Source organism: Cytobacillus firmus (genome assembly GCF_023657595.1).
Classification (GTDB): domain Bacteria; phylum Bacillota; class Bacilli; order Bacillales; family Cytobacillaceae; genus Cytobacillus; species Cytobacillus firmus_B.
Genome location: NZ_CP098323.1, coordinates 1,581,589 through 1,603,042 on the forward strand (window position 1 = coordinate 1,581,589; position 21,454 = coordinate 1,603,042).

A 21,454-nucleotide genomic window follows, 5' to 3' on the forward strand; every position below is an offset into this window, starting at 1 on the left:
GCTGCCGCTTTCGGTCGTGCGATGTATCGCTGCCGTAGCTTTCCTTATCCTGTGGCAACGTCTTTGTGACCCACTTCCTGTGGGCCTCAACTAACAATCAGTGGGGATAAAAATCCCCACTGATTGAAGTTTCACTTTATCCGGCAGCACTATCTGTTCCTGCCTGTTTTTGAATCAGCACCTGATGGGGGAATGGAATTTCAATCCCGCTGGCATCCAAAGCTTCCTTCAGCACTTTTCTAAGCTGCCGTTCGACAGCCCACTGTTCCATGTTTTCAGTCTTGGCAATGATTCTTAGTACAACATCAGATGAACCTAATGTTTGGACGCCAATGACATTCGGGCCCTCAACAATCGCCTGGTTTTCCTGAGCGATCCTGTCGCATGCTTCCTGAAGGACTGTGATAGCTTCATCAATATTGTCATCATAAGAAATTCCTATATCCACCAGTGCACGCATGTTTCCGCGTGAATGGTTGCTCAGACTGGTAATCTCCCGGTTCGGCAGGTAATGCAAAGTTCCGTCAAATCCTCGGATTTGAGTGGTTTTTAATCCAATCTGCTCCACTATTCCTGAGTAATTTCCAGTTGTTACATAATCACCTACGTCAATTTGCCTCTCCAGCAAGATAAAAAATCCTGTTACTACATCGCTGACAAGACCCTGTGCTCCAAAGCCGACTGCTAAACCGATTACCCCTGCACCGGCAAGAATGGCAGTTGCCTTTATTCCAAAAATTTGCAGAATCGTAACAGCGAAAATAAAAATAAGAACATAGGAGAATATGTTTTCAGCAAGACTTAGAAGTGTTTTCGACCTTCCGGGGGATATTCTTTCCTTTTTCGCAATCCCCTCAAAGCTTTTTTGGATGATTTTGTTCCCAGCTGATTTAACAATCACAAATGCAAAGTAGATAGCAGCAATTTTTAATAGAAGAAGGCCAGCATCAATCAGCAGGGCTTCCCAATTTAATTGTGAAAAATTTAGATATTCCATCATCCACTGTCCTTTCATTAGTATTAAAGTCATCATTCTATCGTAACAGTGTTTTAGATGCAAATGGTTAGCCTTCCAGCAGATTCATAATTGAGAGAACAACTGATTCCTGCTTATAAGTATGAATTTAAAAAAAGTGTTAAATCAACCAAAAAGGGGTGGAAAAATACTTCGAAACTCGATATATTTAATATTACGTTCTAACTTTTCTAATTTTTCCGCAAATTAAAAGGGGGAATGCAGATGGAAACATTTAAAAAGTTAAAGCAATATTATTGGCCATTTAAACATTACTTTATTTGGTCCATATTTTTTCTGTTTATTGTGACAGCGATAACGGTTGTGTATCCAATGATCCTGCAGGTGACCATTGATGAAGTTATCATAGGAGGGAATTATGGGTGGATCCCTTATTTGGCTTTAGGCTTTATTGCCATAATGGCCGTGAAGGGGGCGGCGACTTATATCCATCAGTACACTGGTGATTTATTTGGAATCACATCGGTCTATAAGCTTAGAAATGTACTATATGAAAAACTGCAGTTCCTGCCTTTCAGGTATTATGATAATGCAAAAACAGGAGATTTAATGTCCCGGCTTACTGCAGATGTTGAGGGATTCCGGTTCTTTCTTTCATTCGGATTTTCTGAACTCATTCGTTTTTGTTTATTGATCCTCATCAGTATGTCGGTCATGTTTTATTATTCTGTTCCACTTGCTATTGTCACACTTATTACCCTCCCTTTTCTTGCAGTAGTAACCTTTAAATTCGACAAGGCTGTACATCCGGCTTTCCGTGGCATCCGGAAATCATTCGGGCGTCTGAATACAAAAGTTCAGGAGAATATAAGCGGGATTAATACTGTGAAGTCATTATCACGGGAAGACTTTGAGATTAATAAATTCAACGGCTCTAACAGCGATTACAGAGATAAATATCTCTTTACTTCGGATATTTGGGCCAAATACTTCCCGTTAATGGAATTTCTCGGTAATTTAAGTGTTGTACTGCTTCTGGCTTACGGCGGTTATCTTGTTATGGCCGGCAGTCTGAATCCAGGGGAACTTGTCGCCTTTTATAGCCTTGTCTGGTATATTATGTGGCCAATTATGAACTTAGGCTTTATTGTTAACCTATTTTCACAGTCAAAAGCATCCGGAGAGCGGCTCATTGAGATTCTTGAAGCAGATAATGAGATTGAGGATACCGATTCATCTGTTCATACAGAACGTTTGCTGGGAGAGGTGGAATTCCGCAATGTTACCCTGAAATATACGAAGGATGACAATGATGCTTTATCAAATATCTCTTTTCATGCTGAGCCGGGAAAGGTAATTGGGTTAATCGGCTCTACGGGGTCAGGTAAAACGAGCTTAACACAGCTTATGACAAGATTTTATGAGCCGGTTGAAGGTAATGTGATGATTGATGGGATAAATGTGCAGGATTACTCTCTTAAGTCTCTGAGAAGCAACATCAGTTTTGTTCTTCAGGAATCTTTCTTGTTTTCTTCTTCGATTAAGGCAAATATTGCATTTGGGAAGCCTGACTCAACAATGGAGGAAATCATTGAAGCTGCCAAACGTGCACAGGCTCATGAATTTATCATGGAGCTTCCTGAACAATACGATACCGTTCTTGGCGAGAGGGGCATGGGGCTTTCAGGCGGCCAGAAGCAAAGAATAGCGATAGCAAGGGCTATTTGTGCTGATCCAAGCATTTTAGTTCTGGATGATGCAACAAGCGCCGTGGATATGGAAACAGAATTCAGAATACAAAAAGCTTTGAGAGAAGTAATGGCTGATCGAACTACTTTTATCATTGCCCACCGGATTTCTTCCCTTAAGCATGCAGATGAAATACTTGTGCTTGAGAGCGGGAGAGTGGCTGAACGGGGGACACATGAAAAGCTGCTTAAAAATAATGGCCCATATCAGCGGATTTACGATATTCAATATCAGGACCGCGATAAGGTTCTCCAATCAAATGCAGGCTAGGAGGGTCTTCATTGAAAAAAGCTAAAACAGAAAATGACAAAGTGTTAAACAGGTTCCAATATTCTGCTGACGAAGTGATCGAGAAGCCATTTAATTGGAAGCAGATGCTGCGATTATTCAGTTATATGGGGCCGTACAGGAAAAATTTACTCCCGCTCTCTATTATAATGGTATTAATAAATACGGCAGTCAGGCTAATCATTCCAATCTTGATTGGTGTGTATACGTTAGATAAGGCATTAATTGAAAAAGACGGCCGGCTGCTTGCCGTCCTGGTTTCATTGATTGGAGCGCTTTACACCATTTCATACGCTGCAAACTACTTCAGGATTAAATGGATGAATAAGCTTGGCCAAAGTGTTATTTATGACCTTCGAAAACATTTATTTACACACGTACAGACACTTTCACATCGTTTTTTTGATCAGCGGTCGGCAGGATCCATACTGGTAAGGATCATGAATGACATTAATTCTCTCCAGGAGCTTTTTACTAATGGAGTCATAAATCTGCTGATGGATTTGATCATGCTGGCAGGGATTTTCATTATTTTATTTACACTAAGTCCGGAACTGACCTTGGCAATAATGGTCATCCTGCCCATCATGTTTTTTATTTCAACCAGTTTGCGGAGAAATATCCGCAGGTCATGGCAAACTGTCCGGTTAAAACAATCCAAATTGAATTCTCATTTAAATGAGAGTATACAGGGGATAAGGATTACCCAATCTTTTACACAGGAAAAAGAGAATATGGCATTCTTTGATGGTGTGAACACAGAGAACTTTGAAAGCTGGAGGGTTGCCTCCCAGAAAAACGCTATGTTCAGACCGCTGGTTGAATTGACCAATGCCCTGGGTACTGCTGTATTGATTTGGTTTGGAGCTCATCTGATTCAGACAGGGTCAATATCGATCGGCGTATTTGTTTCTTTTGCCTTTTATTTAGGGATGTTCTGGGAGCCTATTTCCCGGCTTGGTATGGTTTATAACCAGCTGCTCATGGGGATGGCTTCCTCTGAAAGAATCTTTGAGTTTCTTGATGAGAAGCCAATCGTATCAGAAAGAAACAATGCGGTGAATTTGCAGGAGATAGAAGGCAAGATAGAATTTGAGAATGTCACTTTTTCTTATGATGAAAAAAGAATAGCCCTAAATGAAGTTTCCCTTAAGATAAAAGCAGGGCAAACAGCAGCACTCGTCGGTCATACAGGATCTGGAAAAACAACGATAGCGAATTTAATCAGCCGTTTTTATGATCCCACAGGAGGCACTGTAAAAATAGATGGCTATGATTTAAAGGATGTTTCTTTATCAAGTTTGCGCAAGCAAATCAGTGTTGTGCTGCAGGATACTTTCATATTTTCCGGCACAATCTGCGATAATATCCGTTTTGGCAGGCCAGACGCAACGGATGAGGAGGTAGTGGAAGCAGCCAAAGCTGTCGGTGCACATGGATTCATTGAAAAACTTTCAAAGGGATATGAAACCGAAGTGGAGGAAAGAGGGAATGTATTATCGGTCGGTGAGAGGCAGCTGCTCTCCTTTGCCCGCGCATTGCTTGCAGACCCGCGTATTCTTATACTTGATGAAGCTACAGCAAGTATTGATACAGAGTCAGAGATGAAGATCCAGCAGGCATTAAAGACCCTTTTAAAGGGCAGAACGGCTATCATTATCGCCCATAGGCTATCGACTATTCGGGAATCCGATCGAATCTTCGTGCTCGATCATGGAAATATTTTAGAACAGGGGAATCATGAGGAATTGATGAATGCGAAAGGTGAATATTTCCATTTGGTTAAGGCACAATTTAATATGCTTGAAGCAATTTAATATGCTTGAAGCAATTTAATATGCTTGAAGTAATTTAATGAATAGATTAAAACCTCCAGACGGGGGTTTTACTTCTGTCAGGAAGTATTTCTAATAGCTATTCTGCTGTGTACACTATTATGGTATTATTGTCTATATTGCTAACTTGGCTGGGGGAAGATAGGATGAAGAAAGAATTTGCTGTAATCGGACTTGGACGTTTTGGAGGAAGCATCTGCCATGCTCTTGCTGAAGAAGGTATGGAGGTTATGGCGATTGATGTTAATGAAGACCGTGTGAATGAATTTGCGAGAGTTGCTTCGCACGCAGTAGTTGGCGATACCACTGACGAAACAGTAATCAAGAGTTTGGGAATACGCAATTTTGACCATGTTATTGTAGCGATTGGAGATAATATTCAGGCCTCTATCCTGACTACCTTGATTTTAAAAGAGGTGGGAGTTAACAAGATTACGGTTAAGGCGCAAAATGATTATCACGCTAAGGTATTGAGGAAAATAGGAGCCGATCATGTTGTGCATCCTGAAAGGGATATGGGCAGAAGGATTGCCCATAGTATTGTTTCAAATAATGTACTGGATTATCTGGAACTCTCTGATGAACATAGCATAGTAGAAATCGTGGCTAATGAAAAATTGGCCGGCCACAGCATTATAGATCTGGATATCCGGGCAAAGTACGGAATCAACATTGTTGCAATTAAAAGAAAAAATGAAATTATCGTTTCTCCGCAGGCGAATGAAAAAATACAATTTGACGATATTCTTATTGTTATTGGAGCAGACGTGGACATCAACCGGTTTGAAAAGAAAGTGATGTCTTAATAGGCAAAAGGCTGTATCTCTCTTTTGAGCGATACAGCCTTTTTTTAGTTTATATTTATAGCTCTTGGGATCTTTTAAACTTCCATGATAATCGGCAAAATCATTGGACGGCGCTTTGTTTTTTCATAAAGGAATGGTGCAAGCGTATCAGTAATTTCATTCTTGATTTCTGACCATTGAGTTGTTCTGCGTTCCATAACCTTGCTTAAGTGTTTTGTGATGAGTGCTTGTGCATCATTGATTAAATCTCCGGATTCCCTCATATAAACGAATCCGCGGGAAATTAAGTCAGGTCCTGCAGCAATTTTGAAATCCTTCATATTAATACTCACTACAACAACCACTAAACCTTCTTCAGAAAGAATGCGGCGATCTCGCAAAACAATATTTCCAATGTCACCGATTCCGCTTCCATCAATATAGACAGAACCAGACGGGATTTTTCCGGCTACCTGAGCAGAATCTTCGCTGAGAGCCAGAACTTCACCATTATCCATGATAAAGCAGTTCTCTTCCTCTACTCCGCAATCTACAGCCAATTTGGCATGCATTTTCTGCATTCTGTATTCACCATGAATCGGCATGAAGAATTTGGGCTTTATTAAACGAAGCATTAGTTTCTGTTCTTCCTGGCCGCCATGACCGGATGTGTGAATATCGCTTAATTTACCATAAATGACTTCGGCACCTGCACGGGAAAGTCTGTCAATCGTTCTGCTGACACTGATTGTGTTCCCTGGAATAGGTGAAGAAGAGAATACAACAGTGTCACCAGGAATGATCTGTATCTGGCGATGAGTTCCATTAGCAATTCTAGAAAGGGCCGCCATCGGCTCTCCCTGGCTTCCTGTACAAAGAATGGTCACCTGGTTCGCTGGTAGTCTGTTAATTTGATGTGCATCAATAAACGTATCTTTAGGTGCCTGAATATATCCTAGTTCCTGACCGATATTTATGGCTGCTTCCATACTTCTGCCAAAGACAGCAATTTTTCTGCCATTTGTAACGGCTGCTTCAGTTACCTGCTGAAGACGGTGGATATTAGAAGCGAAGGTGGCAAAGATAATCCGTCCTTCAACCTTGCGGAAGATGTCATGAATGCTGTCGCCAACTCGGCGTTCAGACATGGTGAATTCAGGTATTTCACTGTTTGTACTATCGGAAAGCAGGCAAAGGACGCCTTCTTTACCGATTTCGGCCATTTTCGTCAGGTTGGCAGGCTCTCCTACAGGGGTAAAATCAAATTTGAAGTCCCCGGTATGAACAACTTGTCCTGGCGGTGTTTTGACAACGATTCCATATGAATCAGGAATACTATGAGTTGTCCTGAAGAAAGTCACGGAAGTTTTTCTGAATTTAATGATATCGTCTTCCTTGATTTCATGAAGAGTGGTCTGTCTTAATAGACCGTGTTCTTCAAGTTTATTTCTCAGAAGCCCGAGAGCCAGCTTTCCGCCGTAAACCGGTATGTTGACTTCTCTTAGAAGGTATGGAATTCCTCCAATATGGTCTTCATGTCCGTGGGTAATAAATAATCCCTTTATCTTGTCTTCGTTTTTAACTAAGTAAGTGTAATCAGGAATAACATAATCGATTCCGAGAAGCTCGTCCTCCGGAAATTTGATTCCGGCATCAATCAGGATAATTTCATCCTGGAATTGAACCGCATAAGTGTTCTTTCCGATTTCGCCAAGTCCGCCCAGGGCGAAAACGGCTGTTTGATCATTTTTAACAAATTTCATAAATTACTCAATCTCCAATACTTTAAAGTCTTCACTTTGTTTTTCATAATCCAGGAAATCTCCTTGAACAGATGCTACAAATTCAATATTATAGTTGCGGTCAGCCAGCTTTTTGCGAACGTCTCTTTCAGAATCGCCTTCCACAAAGATCGTTTTTGTTTTTTCCCTAACCGGTACTTCTGTCTTGGACTCCTGATAATATACCTTAAAAATCATTTCTATCTCTCCTTAATCCGATAAAAAACTTTTATCTAATATATAAAAATAATAACATGTATTACATGTTTTTTCCTGCGGGATATGAATATTAATTCTCTTAGATGCTAATACGCTTCCGAATCTATGTAAAAAGTATACTGATAACCAATTTACAATAAGGAAGGAGCCCTTCGCAAGTTTGAAGGGCTCAAATTTGTCAGGCAATAGATTTTTTTCGAAGCATATCATTCCACTGTTTTAAAAGCTTCTTTCTCAGCTTCTTTAACATAGTGGATCAACTCCTTACTTTCTATTTTAAACGATCCTTGTCCAAAGTAAAGACAGCAAGGACGTTTTCACACGTTTTTTGTAATTAATGTGGCTGCTTTTCTTGCTGTCCAGCTCCACCGGGCTGCTTTTTTAGTCTGCGTCCTTCGCGGGCAAGGAGATTCCGCTTTTCTTAATTATATTATATGGTAAAATAACTGAATTTATCGTGGGTAAAAATGGAAATTGCCATTCTTTCTAGCAATGAAATTGACTTTTTCACTTTATGGGTTTAGTGTTTTATTACGATAAAATTGTAATAAAAGCCAGCAGAATACTGCTTGAAAGGAAGATTGTTTTATATGAAAAAGATTGTTTTCTTTGATATAGATGGGACCTTGTTGGATCACGAAAAAAATTTACCGGATAGTACGAAAGAGGCAATTGAAAAGCTGAAAAAGAATGGGACCTTTGTGGCGATTGCTACCGGCCGAGCTCCTTTCATGTATGAGAACTTGCGCAGTGAGCTTGATATTGATTCATTTGTCAGCTTTAACGGACAATATGTCGTATTTGAAAACGAGCCGATATACCGGAATCCTCTAAAAACGGCTGAAATTGAAAAGCTATATCGGCATGCACAGTCAAACGGACATCCATTAGTGTTTATGAATGAGAAAACAATGAAAGCCTCAGTTACCCATCATCCATTTATAGAGGAAAGCATGGGGAGCTTAAAGTTCACGCATCCTGAGGAAGACCGGGAGTTTTACAGCGGCAGGGAATTATATCAATCATTGCTGTTCTGCGAGGAAAAAGATGAGGAAAAGTATATTTCTTCATCTGCATATCCTGACTTTGGCTTTATCAGATGGCATCCATATTCCGTAGATGTATTGCCTGCTGGGGGGTCCAAAGCTGAAGGGATAAAGCAAATGATTAAAAGACTTGGATTTGATTTGAAGGATGTATATGCATTTGGAGATGGGCTGAATGATATAGAGATGCTGAATGCTGTCGGAACGGGGATAGCAATGGGCAACGCGGAAGAAGTGGTTAAGAAGGCAGCAGACCACGTAACATCAGGAGTGGACCAGGAAGGAATCTGGAAGGGACTAAAGGAACTCCAATTAATATAGCAGAGAAAAAGCCTCCGATTTCATAGCTGGAGGCTTTCTTTTGTAATGCCGTGAATGCATCGGCACTCTATCGTTCTACAGCAATGGCATTTTCGATTGGCTCAAAAGGATTTTGTTTGTTTATGTGATCATAAAACATGATTCCGTTTAAATGATCAATCTCGTGCTGGAAGACAATCGCAGGCAACCCTTTTAGCTTGAGTTTTATTTCATTGCCATCCAGGTCAATACCTTTAACAGTCACTTTTGAATATCGGGGCACAAAACCGGGTATGGATTCATCAACGGACAAACAGCCTTCTCCTGCAGCCAGATAAGACCGCTGCACAGAATGGCTGATAATCTTAGGGTTGAAGAATGCATAACTGAACAGCTCGCCGTTATAGGTTACATGGACAGCAATCATCCTCTTGGAAATATTAATTTGAGGAGCGGCTAATCCAATGCCTGCCCTTAATCCATATTTAGCAGCAAGCTCAGGATCCTGGCTGTTTTTTACATATTCCATCATTTCCCTCAGGATTTGTTTTTCCTCTGCAGATGGAGGCATGTTTACTTCCGCGGCAATTTTCCTTAATGTTGGGTGGCCGTCGCGTATAATATCTTGCATGCTCAGCATGATTATCACTCCCGCTATGTAATAAAGAATAAAAAAATGGCTAAATTGTTGGCAAGAAGACCATATGGCAAAGCCAAAGGTTTGCCAGGCATTACGTTAATATTAATATATTCAGTCTATCAGAGCGGCGGAAAAAAGTTAATAAGAGAAGGCGCTTTTGGCACCTTCTCAAGTAATTAAAACTTCCAGCAAGCGCAGCCAACTATGATTAAGAGAATGAATAATACTACAATTAACGCAAAGCCGTTTCCGCAGCCGGCACCCGCTACTGGATAACCGCATCCATAACCGTATCCGCCATATCCGTACATGAAGGATAACCTCCCTAAAGTAAGATTATCGTCCATTTTTTTTGCCTTGCCACATCGGACGATTAATATAGCCTATGTTTTAAATGATGAATGGTGTAGGCCTTTGCCCAAGTCATAAAGGAAAAACGAAGCGAATAAATTTTAAATACACTTCAAAAAAGGACAAACTGTGAACTGTTGTGAAAAGTGTCAAACCAAAGGGCTATTGTCAAACAGGGCGGGTACCTTTATAGTTAAAAATGTTATAAGTAAGGAGGTTTCAACGTGTCAATTTTGAACAAAAGCAGACTGTTGCTTGTTTTTATAATCTTAGCTATCTTCCTCTCAGGCTGTATGAACAAGCCAAAACCAGAGGAAAAAGTGTATGATGTTCTGGAGAATGTAGTTGAAAAAGAAAAGAACTTTGAAAAGCAGCAGGAACCGCTAGTAAGGCTGGAGAAAAGAGAAAAGGAATTATACGATAAAATTATCAACCTGGGAATGAAGGATTTTGAGGAAATTAAGAAGCTGTCTGACGAGGCTTCCTCGATTGTGGACCAGCGGAAAAATCATATGGAGAAAGAGCAGAAAAGCATACAGGCATCAAAAAAGGAATTTGAATCATTATCTCCGATCATAGAGGAAATAGAGAGTCAAAAACTGAGAGATAAAGCTAAAAAACTGCACGAAATAATGATGGGCAGATATAAAATACATGACACTCTTTATGAGGACTATTCAAAAGCGCTTAAACTGGATAAAGAGCTGTACGCAATGTTTAAAAAGGAAGACCTTACTCTCGAACAGCTTGAAACTCAAATTAGTGAAATAAATGAAATGTATGAAAAGATTCTGTCTTCAAATAAGCATTTCAATGAAAAAACAAAAGAGTATAATGAAGCAAAACTTGATTTTTATAGAGAAGCAGGGCTCGAAATAAATACAAAAGAATAATATTAATGCCGGCATGTAAATGCGCGGCATTTTTTGTTTTTTGTTTATTAATGCGTATGGAGACATCTGATCATTATGAATCCGCTTACTTAAATGTATGCAGACGTTTTTATTTCAAAATAATGACAGGTGAAATTTCTTTACTATAACACATGAAAATATAATAGTTTTTTATAATACAGATCAGGTGCAGACGTTAATACAGTTCTGGAATTTGATAAAAAATATAGAAAGTATGATAACTGTGAAAAACAAAAAGCAAGGTAATTGACGAAGGTCCTGAAGGTGTATTAAACTAAATCTCGTAAGTATTTCTGTATCAATTTTGTTGCAAAATAAACTAATACAGAATATGATAGTTAAAGATGAACAGAAAGACGTTTTTTTAGAAGTGATCTGTGGAACACTAGTTACAAGTATGCATATGGCAGAAAAGAACGTTCTGCTATTTAGAGATGCTAATAAAAACATGCCTGAAAAAGTACTTTTTTGCTTTTTGAAAGAGTATCTAATATGGCTTCGTTTTGGGTAACCTAAATTTTGTGTATAAAAACTCTTAATTAACGTCTTTTTATGAAAGGAAAGGGTGACTGATATGGCTTCTAAAACAAAGAAGGCACAATTCGATGCGAAAAAACAGCTCGAAACAGTTGAAGAACAGTTCCAAACTCTACAAATTTTAAATGAAGAAGGCAAGGTTGTTAATGATTCAGCAATGCCTGACTTAAGCGATGAACAGCTTCAGGAATTAATGCGCCGCATGGTTTATACCCGTATTCTTGATCAGCGTTCTATTTCACTTAACAGACAAGGCCGTTTGGGCTTCTATGCTCCTACTGCCGGACAGGAAGCTTCTCAGCTTGCATCTCATTTTGCACTGGAGAAGGAAGATTTCATTCTTCCAGGTTATCGTGATGTGCCTCAAATCATTTGGCACGGCCTTCCGTTATACCAGGCTTTCCTATGGTCCCGCGGGCACTTCGAAGGCGGAAATATTCCTGAAGGTGTAAATGTTATTTCACCTCAGATTATCATTGGAGCACAATATATTCAGACTGCAGGGGTTGCCCTTGGCATGAAAAAGCGCGGCGAAAAGAAAGTTGCCATCACTTATACTGGCGACGGCGGTGCTTCACAAGGTGACTTCTATGAAGGCATCAACTTTGCAGGAGCATTCAAAGCACCTGCTATCTTTATTGTTCAAAATAACCGTTTTGCAATCTCTACTCCTGTTGAAAAACAATCAGCAGCTAAAACAATTGCACAAAAGGCAGTGGCGGCCGGTATTCCAGGAATTCAGGTTGATGGCATGGATCCGCTTGCTGTATATGCAGCTGTTCGCGAAGCTCGTGAACGTGCATTGAATGGTGAAGGTCCTACATTAATCGAAACATTAACTTATCGTTACGGACCGCACACAATGGCCGGTGACGATCCAACACGCTACCGTACTTCTGACCTTGATAATGAATGGGAAAAGAAAGATCCTCTTGTTCGTTTCCGCAAGTTCCTTGAAGATAAGGGAATCTGGAATGAAGATATGGAAAACGAAGTAATTGAACAAGCAAAAGAAGATATTAAAGAAGCTATTAAAAAGGCTGACGATACACCTAAGCAAAAGGTTACTGATCTTATGAACATCATGTATGAAGAAATGCCTTACAACCTAAAAGAACAGTATGAACTATACAAAGAAAAGGAGTCGAAGTAAGCCATGGCGCAAATGACAATGATTCAGGCAATTACTGATGCTCTTCGCACAGAATTGCGCAACGATCCGAATGTATTGGTATTCGGTGAAGATGTGGGCGTTAACGGCGGCGTTTTCCGTGCTACCGAAGGCCTTCAAAAAGAATTTGGCGAAGAGCGTGTATTTGATACACCGCTGGCTGAATCCGGAATCGGCGGTCTGGCAGTCGGTCTTGGTTTACAAGGCTTCCGTCCGGTACCTGAAATCCAATTCTTTGGATTCGTTTATGAAGTAATGGATTCTATTTCCGGCCAGCTGGCACGTATGCGTTACCGTTCTGGCGGAAGATATAATTCACCGGTTACAATCCGTTCACCATTCGGGGGAGGGGTACATACTCCTGAAATGCACGCTGACAGCCTTGAAGGATTAATGGCTCAGCAGCCTGGACTAAAGGTTGTTATTCCGTCAACTCCTTATGATGCAAAGGGACTTCTTATCTCAGCTATTCGCGATAACGACCCTGTTATCTTCCTTGAGCATATGAAATTGTACCGTTCTTTCCGTCAGGAAGTGCCTGAAGAAGAATATACAATTCCTCTTGGCAAAGCAGAAGTTAAACGTGAGGGTTCTGACGTAACGATTATAACTTACGGGGCAATGGTCCATGAATCTTTAAAAGCAGCTGAAGAGCTTGAAAAAGAAGGGAAATCTGCTGAAGTTATCGATTTGCGTACAGTGGCTCCTCTTGATATCGAGACAATTATTGCTTCTGTTGAAAAGACAGGAAGAGCGATTGTTGTTCAGGAAGCACAAAAGCAAGCCGGTATTGCAGCAAATGTCGTTGCAGAAATCAATGACCGTGCGATTCTAAGCCTGGAAGCACCAGTTCTGCGTGTAGCTGCACCAGATACTGTATTTGCTTTCCCGCAGGCTGAAACAGTTTGGCTTCCAAACTATAAAGATGTAATTGAAACAGCTAAAAAAGTACTTGAGTTTTAATTGAATAACTAATGACACAAGGGGGAAAATATCCCCCTGACGTGTTTTACTAGAACGATTGAAATAATAGGAGGGTGAATTCCATTGGCATTCCAATTTAGATTGCCTGATATCGGTGAAGGTATCCATGAAGGTGAAATCGTCAAGTGGTTTGTAAAGCCGGGTGACGAAGTACAAGAAGATGACGTGCTTTGTGAGGTTCAAAATGATAAAGCGGTTGTAGAGATTCCTTCGCCAGTTAAAGGTAAAGTTGAAGAAATCCTAGTTGAAGAAGGTACAGTCGCAACTGTAGGTCAAGTTTTGATCACTTTTGATGCTCCGGGATATGAAGATCTTAAATTCAAGGGAGACCATGAAGATGAGGCTCCTAAAGAAGAAAAAACAGAAGCACAGGTACAGGCTACTGCTGAAGCTGGCCAGGATGTAAAGAAAGAGGAAGCTCCTGCACAGGGTGAACGAAAAGAAGGCGTAGCCATTTCTGACACGGATGTAGATCCTAACCGCCGCATTATTGCAATGCCTTCAGTCAGAAAATACGCTCGTGATAAAGGCGTAGATATTCGCCAGGTAGCTGGAAGCGGCAAAAATGGTCGCATCCAGAAAGATGACATTGATTCATTCTTAAATGGCGGTACTCAAGCTAATGAAGCGCCTGCTCAGGAAGCTGCACCACAAGCTGAAGCAAAAGAAACTGCACCGGCAGCTGCACAGGTGATTCCTGCTGGACAATATCCGGAAACTCGCGAGAAAATGAGCGGAATACGTAAGGCTATTGCAAAAGCTATGGTAAACTCTAAGCATACAGCTCCACACGTTACATTAATGGATGAAATTGATGTTACGAAACTTGTTGCACATCGCAAGAAGTTTAAAGAAGTTGCAGCGAATAAAGGAATTAAGCTAACATTCCTTCCTTATGTGGTAAAAGCATTAACAAGTGCATTGCGTGAATTCCCGGCACTAAATACTTCAATCGATGATGCAGCAGGTGAAATCATCCAGAAGCATTACTATAACATTGGTATTGCGGCAGACACTGAAAAAGGTCTTCTCGTGCCAGTTGTTAAGGATGCAGACCGCAAATCTACATTTGCCATTTCAAATGAAATCAATGAATTGGCTGGTAAAGCACGTGACGGCAAGCTTGCTCCAGACGAAATGAAGGGTGCTTCTTGCACAATCACAAATATTGGTTCTGCAGGCGGACAATGGTTCACTCCTGTCATCAATCACCCTGAAGTTGCCATTCTTGGAATTGGCCGCATTGCTGAAAAGCCGGTAGTGAAAGATGGAGAAATTGTTGCTGCTCCAGTATTGGCATTATCACTAAGCTTTGACCACAGAATTATTGATGGAGCAACTGCACAAAATGCATTGAATCACATCAAGCGTTTACTGAACGATCCAGAACTATTGTTAATGGAGGCGTAATTACAAATGGTAGTAGGAGATTTCCCAATCGAAACAGATACTATAGTCATCGGTGCGGGTCCAGGGGGATACGTTGCAGCAATTCGTGCAGCACAGCTTGGACAAAAAGTTACAATCGTAGAAAAAGCAAATATGGGCGGAGTTTGCTTAAACGTTGGATGTATTCCTTCAAAAGCTTTAATCGCAGCAGGCCACCGCTACGAAAATGCTAAGCACTCAGATGTAATGGGAATTACAGCTGAAAACGTAAAGGTTGACTTTACAAAAGTTCAAGAATTCAAATCCGGTGTAGTCAAGAAGCTTACAGGCGGAGTGGAAGGACTATTAAAGGGAAATAAAGTTGACATCGTGCGCGGTGAAGCATACTTTGTTGATGGTAATACCCTTCGTGTAATGGATGAAAATTCAGCACAAACTTACACATTCAAAAATGCAATTATTGCAACAGGATCCCGTCCAATTGAATTGCCGACGTTTAAATTCTCTAAACGTGTTCTTGATTCAACAGGCGCCCTTGCTCTTCAGGAAATTCCAGAGAAAATCGTCGTTATCGGCGGCGGTGTTATCGGAATCGAGCTTGGAGGAGCATATGCGAACTTTGGTTCACAAGTAACGATTCTCGAGGGTGCAGATGATATTCTAATCGGCTTTGAGAAGCAAATGTCATCTCTTGTTAAACGCAACCTGAAGAAAAAAGGCGTTGAATTCATTACGAAGGCACTTGCTAAGGGTGTTGAAGAGAATGAAAATGGAGTTACCGTTAAGTTTGAAGAAAAAGGCGAAGAGAAGTCTCTTGACGCAGATTATGTATTTGTAATGGTCGGAAGACGTCCAAATACAGACGAACTTGGCTTAGAGCAAGCCGGCGTTAAGATGACTGAACGCGGTGTTATTGAAATTGATAAACAATGCCGTACTAGTGTGAGCAATATTTATGCGATTGGTGACATTGTTGCAGGTCCTCAATTAGCTCATAAAGCTTCTTATGAAGGCAAGATTGCAGCTGAAGCAATTGCAGGCCATAACGCTGAAATTGATTACTTGGCTATCCCTGCGGTTGTATTCTCTGAGCCTGAATTAGCTTCTGTAGGCTATACTGAGCAGCAGGCTAAAGAAGAAGGAATCGAAGTAACAGCAGCGAAGTTCCCATTTGCAGCTAACGGCCGTGCCCTTGCACTTGATTCCACTGACGGATTCTTAAAGCTTGTGACACGCAAAGAAGATGGACTTGTAATTGGTGCGCAAATCGCCGGTGCTAGTGCATCTGATATGATTGCAGAGCTTGGATTGGCTATTGAAGCAGGCATGACTGCAGAAGATCTTGCAATGACTATTCACGCACATCCTACATTGGGTGAAATCACAATGGAAGCAGCAGAAGTTGCTATTGGAAGCCCAATTCACGTTGTAAAATAATACTATAAAAAATCCTTCCCTGTCAGGGAAGGATTTTTTGTGGATGATTACGGATTTTAGTTCTTTTCATCCATGGCTTTGGCGAGCGGATAAATGATCTTATCTTTAGATACAGTGCCTTTTATTTCTACTAATACTTTGTCCTGGTACACCAGCAGAATGGCAGGGCAGTTTTCTACCTTATAATTGCTTAAGTGACTGGCTTCAGCTGCTGTTATCACTTTCATATCTTTAATTAGTTCAGGATAGCTTCTCTTTAATTCTATGATGGCATCATAATAGGAAATTTCCTGTTCATATTGTTTATTATCAGTAAAAAAAATAAGCTGCTTAACATTATCGTCTATCTTCAGCTCTTCTTTTACTTCCTTATGATTGCATGAAGAGGTCACAAACAAGAGTGCAGTAATCAATAACAATGGCAGACCTTTCATCCTTTTGCCCTCACTTTATAATAAATTCCACCTTTTTACATGAGACTCCAAAACAGTATAGAAGTCATGAAAATTTTCCATCCTTTTGACAGAAGGTGAGCAATTCATAATAATTATGAGTATTTTATCATATGGTAAATGGAAATATTAGCTTGTCATTCAAATGTTACAGAAATGAAAAATAAGAATATCCTTTTCAACATATATTACAAACACAAGTGTTTCTTCTTTTAATAAAACGGGTAATGATTAAAAAATTTGGTGGTGGAGTGTATGAAGATTTACACAGCTCTTTTACTGCAGTTGTTAATCTGGAGCGGATATACTTTCATTGAGTGGCTGTCAAAATATGATCAGCTCGTATATAAAGTTATTATGTTTTTTGTTTTTTTCTATTTGGCAATCAATATTGGAAATTGGGTTATTAAGTCAGCAAAGAAAACATTTATGGTTACAGTTATGAGCCTAAGCTTATATGCTTCTTTTCATTTTGCGATGTCCTACATTACACATTGGTAATTGGCAAAGTGACAAGCAAAAAAAATCGGCACCCATTTACAGGTGCCGATTTTTTTAGTCTTTATCATCTATTTTTTTGGTATGGTTTCTTCTTTAAACGATTTAGCCAGCGATAGCACGATTAAGAGCATTATGACTGTAAAAGGAAGTGCAGCTATAATTGAAGCTCTTTGGAGTGCTTCCAGCCCTCCCGTCCATAAAAGGATGGCTGCAGAGGCTGATTGGATTATGCCCCAAACAAATTTCACTTTGCCCGGAGGGTTCAAGCTTCCGTTTGTCGTCTGCATCCCAAGAACAAAGGTAGCTGAATCTGCAGAAGTAATAAAGAATGTACTGATTAAGAATATAGCCAATAAGCTTAAAACAGTGCTGAAAGGGAAGTTATCAAACACAGTGAACAGCGCAACTTCCATTCCCTGCTGGTCGATTGTTTCCATAATAGGCTTTGCCTCAAAGAATTCAAGGTATATGCCTGTTCCTCCAAAAACTGAGAACCAAAGCGCTCCAAAGAGGGTAGGAACAGCAAGGACGCCGATGACGAATTCTCTTATTGTCCTTCCGCGTGATATTCTGGCTATGAATGTGCCGACAAATGGCGCCCAGGCAATCCACCATGCCCAATAAAAAATGGTCCAATCCTGAAACCATGTCAGCTCCTGATCAAAAGGACTAAGCCTGAAGCTCATGGAAGGAAGATTTTGAAGATAAGAGCCAATCGTTGTTGTAAACAGATCCATAATAAAGTTTGTAGGGCCAACAAACAGCAGAAATAGCAATAACGAGATAGCTAAAATAATATTTAAATTACTTAAGTATTTTATTCCTTTGTTTAAACCGGTTTGTGCTGAAACCATAAACAAAATTGTCACAACCAAAATAATAATCAACTGAGTGGTAAAATTATTGCCGATACTGTCAAATGTTTCAGAAAGTCCGCCAGATATTTGAATGGCCCCGAGACCTAATGATGTCGCAACACCAAAAACAGTAGCAAAGACGGCTATAAAATCAATTAATACTCCAATTGGACCATCCACTTTGCTCCCTAAAATTGGCCTCAAAATGGAACTGATAACTCCCGGTGCACCTTTCCTGAACTGGAAATAAGCGAGTGCAAGCCCAATAACTGTATATATAGCCCATGGATGAAGCCCCCAGTGGAAAAAAGAGTACCTCATGGCAGCTCTTGCTGCTTCTGGTGTCTGCCCTTCAAGGAAAGGTGGCGCAAAGTAGTGATACATTGGCTCCGCAACTCCCCAAAAAACCAGGCCAATTCCCATCCCTGCACTGAAAAGCATGGCAAACCAGCTTAAGTAGCTATATTCGGGCCTGTCTGCATCCTTTCCCAGACGAATATTTCCGTACTTGCTGAATGCTAATAGGATTGAAAAAATTAAAAAGATAGAAGCTGATAAAAGGTAAAACCACCCGAATTTTTCCAATATGAATCCTTGAACAGCTGCTGTAACAGAATCAAGGTTGCCTTTTGGCAGTATGGTCTTCGGAACTAATCCCCATAAAATAAATATTGCTGTGAATATGACTGAAACCGTAAAAACGGGTGTCAGTTTCTTCATCAAATCCCTCCAGTCTCAATAAAATAAACCTAAATAAAATAATTCTGTAAAACTTCCAATCCTAAAAATGCAGGCATTTAAATATCCCGCTTTCCTGATAGTGTTTGCTTGATTTTTTAAGCAATTGGAGCTCAGCAGGGGAGAGCAGCTTCCCCGAAAACAGACTTTAAAGTAAAATCGAAAGGATGTAGAAATCCAATCTAATTTCTAAATTTTACTTTTAATGTTCAAACCGAGACTGTTTCGGGTAAAATCAGTAGGTAATAGTAAGATTTCCTAAGGGGAACTACTTTTTTAAAAAGGCCATGTTACATACTAACACTTATGAAAGAGAGTTTAAAGAAATATGCATAAGGGAGGTAACAATGAGAAAAGCTGTATTTTTTATTTGTTTTATTTTCGTTATAATCTTGACAGCATGTACGGATTTTTCTGCTGATGAAGATAAGCCATCAGATTTTGAAAAACAAGAAGAAAATAAATTGGCTGATCATTCTAGTGTTCCGGCATCTAAACCTGAAAAAAACCAAGCTGATGCCGATGAAAAGCCAAAAGAAGAAGCGGTATCCCTGCCAGAACCGCAATACAAGATAAATGAACATAATTGGTCAATAGAACCAATTAATCAGGCCAATTCAAAAGTTGTATTACTGACCATTGACGATGCTCCAGATAAAAATGCATTGGAAATGGCCAGGATTTTAAAGAAACTTTCAGCACCTGCAATCTTTTTTGTTAATGGGCATTTCATAGATACCCCGGAAGAAGCTAAAGTTTTGAAGGAAATTCATGAACTTGGCTTTGCTATTGGAAATCATACAAATAGTCACCTAAACCTGAAAAGCTTGCCTAAAGAGCAGCAGTATAAAGAGATTGTTGACCTTAATGATCGAGTTGAGGAGATTATTGGAGAGAGGCCAAAATTCTTTCGGGCACCATTCGGGTCTATTACAGACTACAGCAGGAAAATTGCTGAAGCTGAAAACATGGTGCTCATGAATTGGACATACGGGTATGACTGGGAGAAGGAATATCAGTCAAAAGAAGCTTTAGCAGATATAATGGTTAATTCACCCTATTTATCGAAAGGTGCAAACGTATTGATGCATGATAGGGAATGGACAAAAGAAGCTTTAGAGGATATTGTGAAGGGGCTTAGAAATAAAGGATTTACGCCAGTTGACCCAGTTTTGATCAGCACGGAAACAAAATGAGAACAGCCGTTGCTGTTCTCATTTTTTAAGAATGCGATTATTTTCTTTTATAAAAATACATAACTCTTCCATTGAAAAGATGCAATTCACCTTGAAGTTTTTTAGCGAGGAATTTGCAAAATTCATTTGCTTTGCCTTTATCCCCGAATGTAGCACCTTCCGGCAATGTAACTTGTATGTAAGACTGCTCACGTTCAGAACCGTCTTCATCCTTCACTTTTTCTTGGTCAATGCCAAGCAATATGGTGTTATATCGGTCATGTTGAGAATGCAGGTAAAACCAGGTTCCTTTTGCTTCAGGCTTCTCTTTTATCTCATAAGGAAAAGCGGCGTCATTATATTCCCATTTAATCTGGCTGCCTGTTTTTCCAGTAATATCCCTGTAATATAAAAAAAGTTCTTTGAGCTCTTCTGTTGAAATATTTTCCTTAGCTGATGAAGGAACCAGCTTGATAAATGAATTAGCTGCCAACTTCTTTCCCCCCATTATCCCAATAATTATGGTAATGAACATCCTCTTCCATTCTAGCATTAGATAAAATCTTATGACAACTTAAAATAGTAAGGTAAATTTATATTACTTGTCAAAGAGCCTATAATGAATTATAATAATATTCTAAATATTATTATAACTAAGGAGGAATCTTATGGATTTTTTTGAGAAGCTCTATGATGAGCATGAAAACGTGAATGTCCGTTTTGTTGGCTTTACAACGGAGTCAACACGTTATGATTTTGGAATTGTATATACAAACCTCTTCTTTTCCAAGCCTCTGGTTATTTGTATGCAGACAGGCCGCTCAACTCTCCTCGACCCTAAAGATCTCGAAGACATCGAATATTTGCAAAAGGCATTCAAGCTTGATTTATATGAACAGGCTGCAGATTTAAGTGAATTTTTCTTAGAAGCAATCCCAGGTGCCCGTTTTGAGGAACAATACGACTAAAATAATATAAAAAAACAGGCCATAATCGGTCTGTTTTTTTATATTATGACATACTATTAATGAAGAGTTTCAATGGGTAATAAGGAGAATGCCAATATAAAGCAATAATTATGTTATACAATTAGGCTTGATAAATTAATAATGTTATATTATTATAGATTTAAAGATAAAGCGCTTTCAAATAAAACTCATTGAAAAGGAGAATGAAAAGATGGGTACAATCGTATGCCAGGCTTGCAATTCAACTATTGATCACTTTGAGGATGAAAAAGTAACTGTATTATATTCAAAAAAATGCAATTGCTGTGACGGAGAAAAAACAGAGAAGACAAACAAATAGCCATTAACCATAAAGAGCCTT

The 21,454-nt window shown here is 39.7% G+C and carries 21 protein-coding genes; 13 read left to right on the forward strand and 8 right to left on the reverse strand.

Going from position 1 to position 21,454, the window contains the following annotated elements; translation table 11 throughout:
• Nucleotides 1-136: 136 nt before the first annotated feature.
• Entirely contained in the window at nt 137-997 is an 861-nt protein-coding gene (locus tag NAF01_RS08255) for a mechanosensitive ion channel family protein (RefSeq protein ID WP_250802438.1), read from the reverse strand.
• Nucleotides 998-1,240: 243 nt separating this feature from the next.
• Between NAF01_RS08255 and NAF01_RS08260 the strand changes: the two genes are divergently transcribed.
• From NAF01_RS08260 to NAF01_RS08270, 3 genes are all read left to right on the forward strand, one after another.
• Complete coding sequence (locus tag NAF01_RS08260; protein WP_226620013.1) at nt 1,241-2,995, forward strand: ABC transporter ATP-binding protein; 1,755 nt, start codon at nt 1,241-1,243, stop codon at nt 2,993-2,995.
• An 11-nt stretch (nt 2,996-3,006) separates the two neighbouring features.
• Nucleotides 3,007-4,830 carry an ABC transporter ATP-binding protein gene (locus tag NAF01_RS08265; RefSeq protein ID WP_226620012.1) on the forward strand — a complete coding sequence of 608 codons (1,824 nt, stop codon included), beginning with the start codon at nt 3,007-3,009 and terminating at the stop codon, nt 4,828-4,830.
• A 164-nt stretch (nt 4,831-4,994) separates the two neighbouring features.
• Nucleotides 4,995-5,654, forward strand: coding sequence for a potassium channel family protein (locus NAF01_RS08270; protein ID WP_048010643.1), 660 nt, complete (start codon nt 4,995-4,997; stop codon nt 5,652-5,654).
• Nucleotides 5,655-5,728: 74 nt separating this feature from the next.
• Here the strand turns inward: NAF01_RS08270 and rnjA are convergent, their stop codons facing one another.
• Both rnjA and NAF01_RS08280 read right to left on the reverse strand, forming a co-directional pair.
• Nucleotides 5,729-7,396 (reverse strand): ribonuclease J1, encoded by a 1,668-nt coding sequence (gene rnjA / locus NAF01_RS08275; protein ID WP_035328584.1) that lies wholly within the window; start codon nt 7,394-7,396, stop codon nt 5,729-5,731.
• Between the two features lie 3 nt (nt 7,397-7,399).
• Complete coding sequence (locus NAF01_RS08280; protein ID WP_048010642.1) at nt 7,400-7,612, reverse strand: DNA-dependent RNA polymerase subunit epsilon; 213 nt, start codon at nt 7,610-7,612, stop codon at nt 7,400-7,402.
• 611 nt (nt 7,613-8,223) lie between these two features.
• Between NAF01_RS08280 and NAF01_RS08285 the strand changes: the two genes are divergently transcribed.
• Nucleotides 8,224-9,000, forward strand: a complete 777-nt coding sequence (locus NAF01_RS08285; protein WP_048010641.1) for a Cof-type HAD-IIB family hydrolase — start codon at nt 8,224-8,226, stop codon at nt 8,998-9,000.
• Nucleotides 9,001-9,067: 67 nt separating this feature from the next.
• On the opposite strand, the gene def is transcribed toward NAF01_RS08285, so the two are convergent.
• Both def and NAF01_RS08295 read right to left on the reverse strand, forming a co-directional pair.
• Nucleotides 9,068-9,619 (reverse strand): peptide deformylase, encoded by a 552-nt coding sequence (def, locus tag NAF01_RS08290; protein WP_048010640.1) that lies wholly within the window; start codon nt 9,617-9,619, stop codon nt 9,068-9,070.
• Nucleotides 9,620-9,795: 176 nt separating this feature from the next.
• Entirely contained in the window at nt 9,796-9,930 is a 135-nt protein-coding gene (locus tag NAF01_RS08295) for a YjcZ family sporulation protein (protein ID WP_082139011.1), read from the reverse strand.
• Between the two features lie 264 nt (nt 9,931-10,194).
• Between NAF01_RS08295 and NAF01_RS08300 the strand changes: the two genes are divergently transcribed.
• From NAF01_RS08300 to lpdA, 5 genes are all read left to right on the forward strand, one after another.
• Nucleotides 10,195-10,863 (forward strand): YkyA family protein, encoded by a 669-nt coding sequence (locus NAF01_RS08300; RefSeq protein WP_048010638.1) that lies wholly within the window; start codon nt 10,195-10,197, stop codon nt 10,861-10,863.
• Between the two features lie 595 nt (nt 10,864-11,458).
• Nucleotides 11,459-12,574 (forward strand): pyruvate dehydrogenase (acetyl-transferring) E1 component subunit alpha, encoded by a 1,116-nt coding sequence (gene pdhA / locus NAF01_RS08305; protein ID WP_048010637.1) that lies wholly within the window; start codon nt 11,459-11,461, stop codon nt 12,572-12,574.
• 3 nt (nt 12,575-12,577) lie between these two features.
• Nucleotides 12,578-13,555 carry an alpha-ketoacid dehydrogenase subunit beta gene (locus NAF01_RS08310; RefSeq protein ID WP_250802122.1) on the forward strand — a complete coding sequence of 326 codons (978 nt, stop codon included), beginning with the start codon at nt 12,578-12,580 and terminating at the stop codon, nt 13,553-13,555.
• 84 nt (nt 13,556-13,639) lie between these two features.
• On the forward strand, nt 13,640-14,986 hold the full coding sequence (locus NAF01_RS08315) for a dihydrolipoamide acetyltransferase family protein (RefSeq protein ID WP_048010635.1): 1,347 nt from the start codon (nt 13,640-13,642) through the stop codon (nt 14,984-14,986).
• A gap of 6 nt (nt 14,987-14,992) precedes the next feature.
• Nucleotides 14,993-16,402, forward strand: a complete 1,410-nt coding sequence (gene lpdA / locus NAF01_RS08320) for a dihydrolipoyl dehydrogenase (RefSeq protein ID WP_048010634.1) — start codon at nt 14,993-14,995, stop codon at nt 16,400-16,402.
• A gap of 56 nt (nt 16,403-16,458) precedes the next feature.
• On the opposite strand, the gene NAF01_RS08325 is transcribed toward lpdA, so the two are convergent.
• Complete coding sequence (locus tag NAF01_RS08325) at nt 16,459-16,836, reverse strand: NUDIX hydrolase (RefSeq protein ID WP_048010633.1); 378 nt, start codon at nt 16,834-16,836, stop codon at nt 16,459-16,461.
• Between the two features lie 273 nt (nt 16,837-17,109).
• On the opposite strand from NAF01_RS08325, the gene NAF01_RS08330 reads away from it, so the two are divergent.
• A complete protein-coding gene (locus NAF01_RS08330; protein ID WP_250802123.1) occupies nt 17,110-17,355 on the forward strand; it encodes a hypothetical protein in 246 nt (81 codons plus the stop codon).
• 68 nt (nt 17,356-17,423) lie between these two features.
• Here NAF01_RS08330 and NAF01_RS08335 read toward each other — a convergent pair whose 3' ends face one another.
• A complete protein-coding gene (locus NAF01_RS08335; RefSeq protein WP_048010631.1) occupies nt 17,424-18,932 on the reverse strand; it encodes a glycine betaine uptake BCCT transporter in 1,509 nt (502 codons plus the stop codon).
• A gap of 365 nt (nt 18,933-19,297) precedes the next feature.
• On the opposite strand from NAF01_RS08335, the gene NAF01_RS08340 reads away from it, so the two are divergent.
• Nucleotides 19,298-20,146, forward strand: a complete 849-nt coding sequence (locus tag NAF01_RS08340) for a polysaccharide deacetylase family protein (RefSeq protein WP_250802124.1) — start codon at nt 19,298-19,300, stop codon at nt 20,144-20,146.
• A gap of 37 nt (nt 20,147-20,183) precedes the next feature.
• Here the strand turns inward: NAF01_RS08340 and NAF01_RS08345 are convergent, their stop codons facing one another.
• On the reverse strand, nt 20,184-20,618 hold the full coding sequence (locus NAF01_RS08345; protein ID WP_172581917.1) for a DUF1885 family protein: 435 nt from the start codon (nt 20,616-20,618) through the stop codon (nt 20,184-20,186).
• Between the two features lie 175 nt (nt 20,619-20,793).
• Here NAF01_RS08345 and NAF01_RS08350 point away from each other — a divergent pair, with 175 nt between their 5' ends.
• The gene (locus NAF01_RS08350) at nt 20,794-21,093 is read left to right on the forward strand and encodes a DUF3055 domain-containing protein (protein WP_035328617.1); all 300 of its coding nucleotides are present in this window, start codon (nt 20,794-20,796) and stop codon (nt 21,091-21,093) included.
• Nucleotides 21,094-21,304: 211 nt separating this feature from the next.
• Nucleotides 21,305-21,433, forward strand: coding sequence for a GapA-binding peptide SR1P (locus tag NAF01_RS08355; protein WP_048010629.1), 129 nt, complete (start codon nt 21,305-21,307; stop codon nt 21,431-21,433).
• Nucleotides 21,434-21,454 lie beyond the last annotated feature (21 nt).

Excerpts from the sequence above, each read along its gene's own strand:
- NAF01_RS08255 (WP_250802438.1), bottom strand. The coding sequence starts at position 997 with ATGGAATATCTAAATTTTTCACAATTAAATTGGGAAGCCCTGCTGATT.
- NAF01_RS08260 (WP_226620013.1), top strand. The coding sequence starts at position 1,241 with ATGGAAACATTTAAAAAGTTAAAGCAATATTATTGGCCATTTAAACAT.
- NAF01_RS08270 (WP_048010643.1), top strand. The coding sequence starts at position 4,995 with ATGAAGAAAGAATTTGCTGTAATCGGACTTGGACGTTTTGGAGGAAGC.
- rnjA (WP_035328584.1), bottom strand. The coding sequence starts at position 7,396 with ATGAAATTTGTTAAAAATGATCAAACAGCCGTTTTCGCCCTGGGCGGA.
- NAF01_RS08280 (WP_048010642.1), bottom strand. The coding sequence starts at position 7,612 with ATGATTTTTAAGGTATATTATCAGGAGTCCAAGACAGAAGTACCGGTT.
- NAF01_RS08285 (WP_048010641.1), top strand. The coding sequence starts at position 8,224 with ATGAAAAAGATTGTTTTCTTTGATATAGATGGGACCTTGTTGGATCAC.
- def (WP_048010640.1), bottom strand. The coding sequence starts at position 9,619 with ATGCTGAGCATGCAAGATATTATACGCGACGGCCACCCAACATTAAGG.
- NAF01_RS08295 (WP_082139011.1), bottom strand. The coding sequence starts at position 9,930 with ATGTACGGATATGGCGGATACGGTTATGGATGCGGTTATCCAGTAGCG.
- pdhA (WP_048010637.1), top strand. The coding sequence starts at position 11,459 with ATGGCTTCTAAAACAAAGAAGGCACAATTCGATGCGAAAAAACAGCTC.
- NAF01_RS08310 (WP_250802122.1), top strand. The coding sequence starts at position 12,578 with ATGGCGCAAATGACAATGATTCAGGCAATTACTGATGCTCTTCGCACA.
- lpdA (WP_048010634.1), top strand. The coding sequence starts at position 14,993 with ATGGTAGTAGGAGATTTCCCAATCGAAACAGATACTATAGTCATCGGT.
- NAF01_RS08325 (WP_048010633.1), bottom strand. The coding sequence starts at position 16,836 with ATGAAAGGTCTGCCATTGTTATTGATTACTGCACTCTTGTTTGTGACC.
- NAF01_RS08330 (WP_250802123.1), top strand. The coding sequence starts at position 17,110 with ATGAAGATTTACACAGCTCTTTTACTGCAGTTGTTAATCTGGAGCGGA.
- NAF01_RS08335 (WP_048010631.1), bottom strand. The coding sequence starts at position 18,932 with ATGAAGAAACTGACACCCGTTTTTACGGTTTCAGTCATATTCACAGCA.
- NAF01_RS08340 (WP_250802124.1), top strand. The coding sequence starts at position 19,298 with ATGAGAAAAGCTGTATTTTTTATTTGTTTTATTTTCGTTATAATCTTG.
- NAF01_RS08350 (WP_035328617.1), top strand. The coding sequence starts at position 20,794 with ATGGATTTTTTTGAGAAGCTCTATGATGAGCATGAAAACGTGAATGTC.
- NAF01_RS08355 (WP_048010629.1), top strand. The coding sequence starts at position 21,305 with ATGGGTACAATCGTATGCCAGGCTTGCAATTCAACTATTGATCACTTT.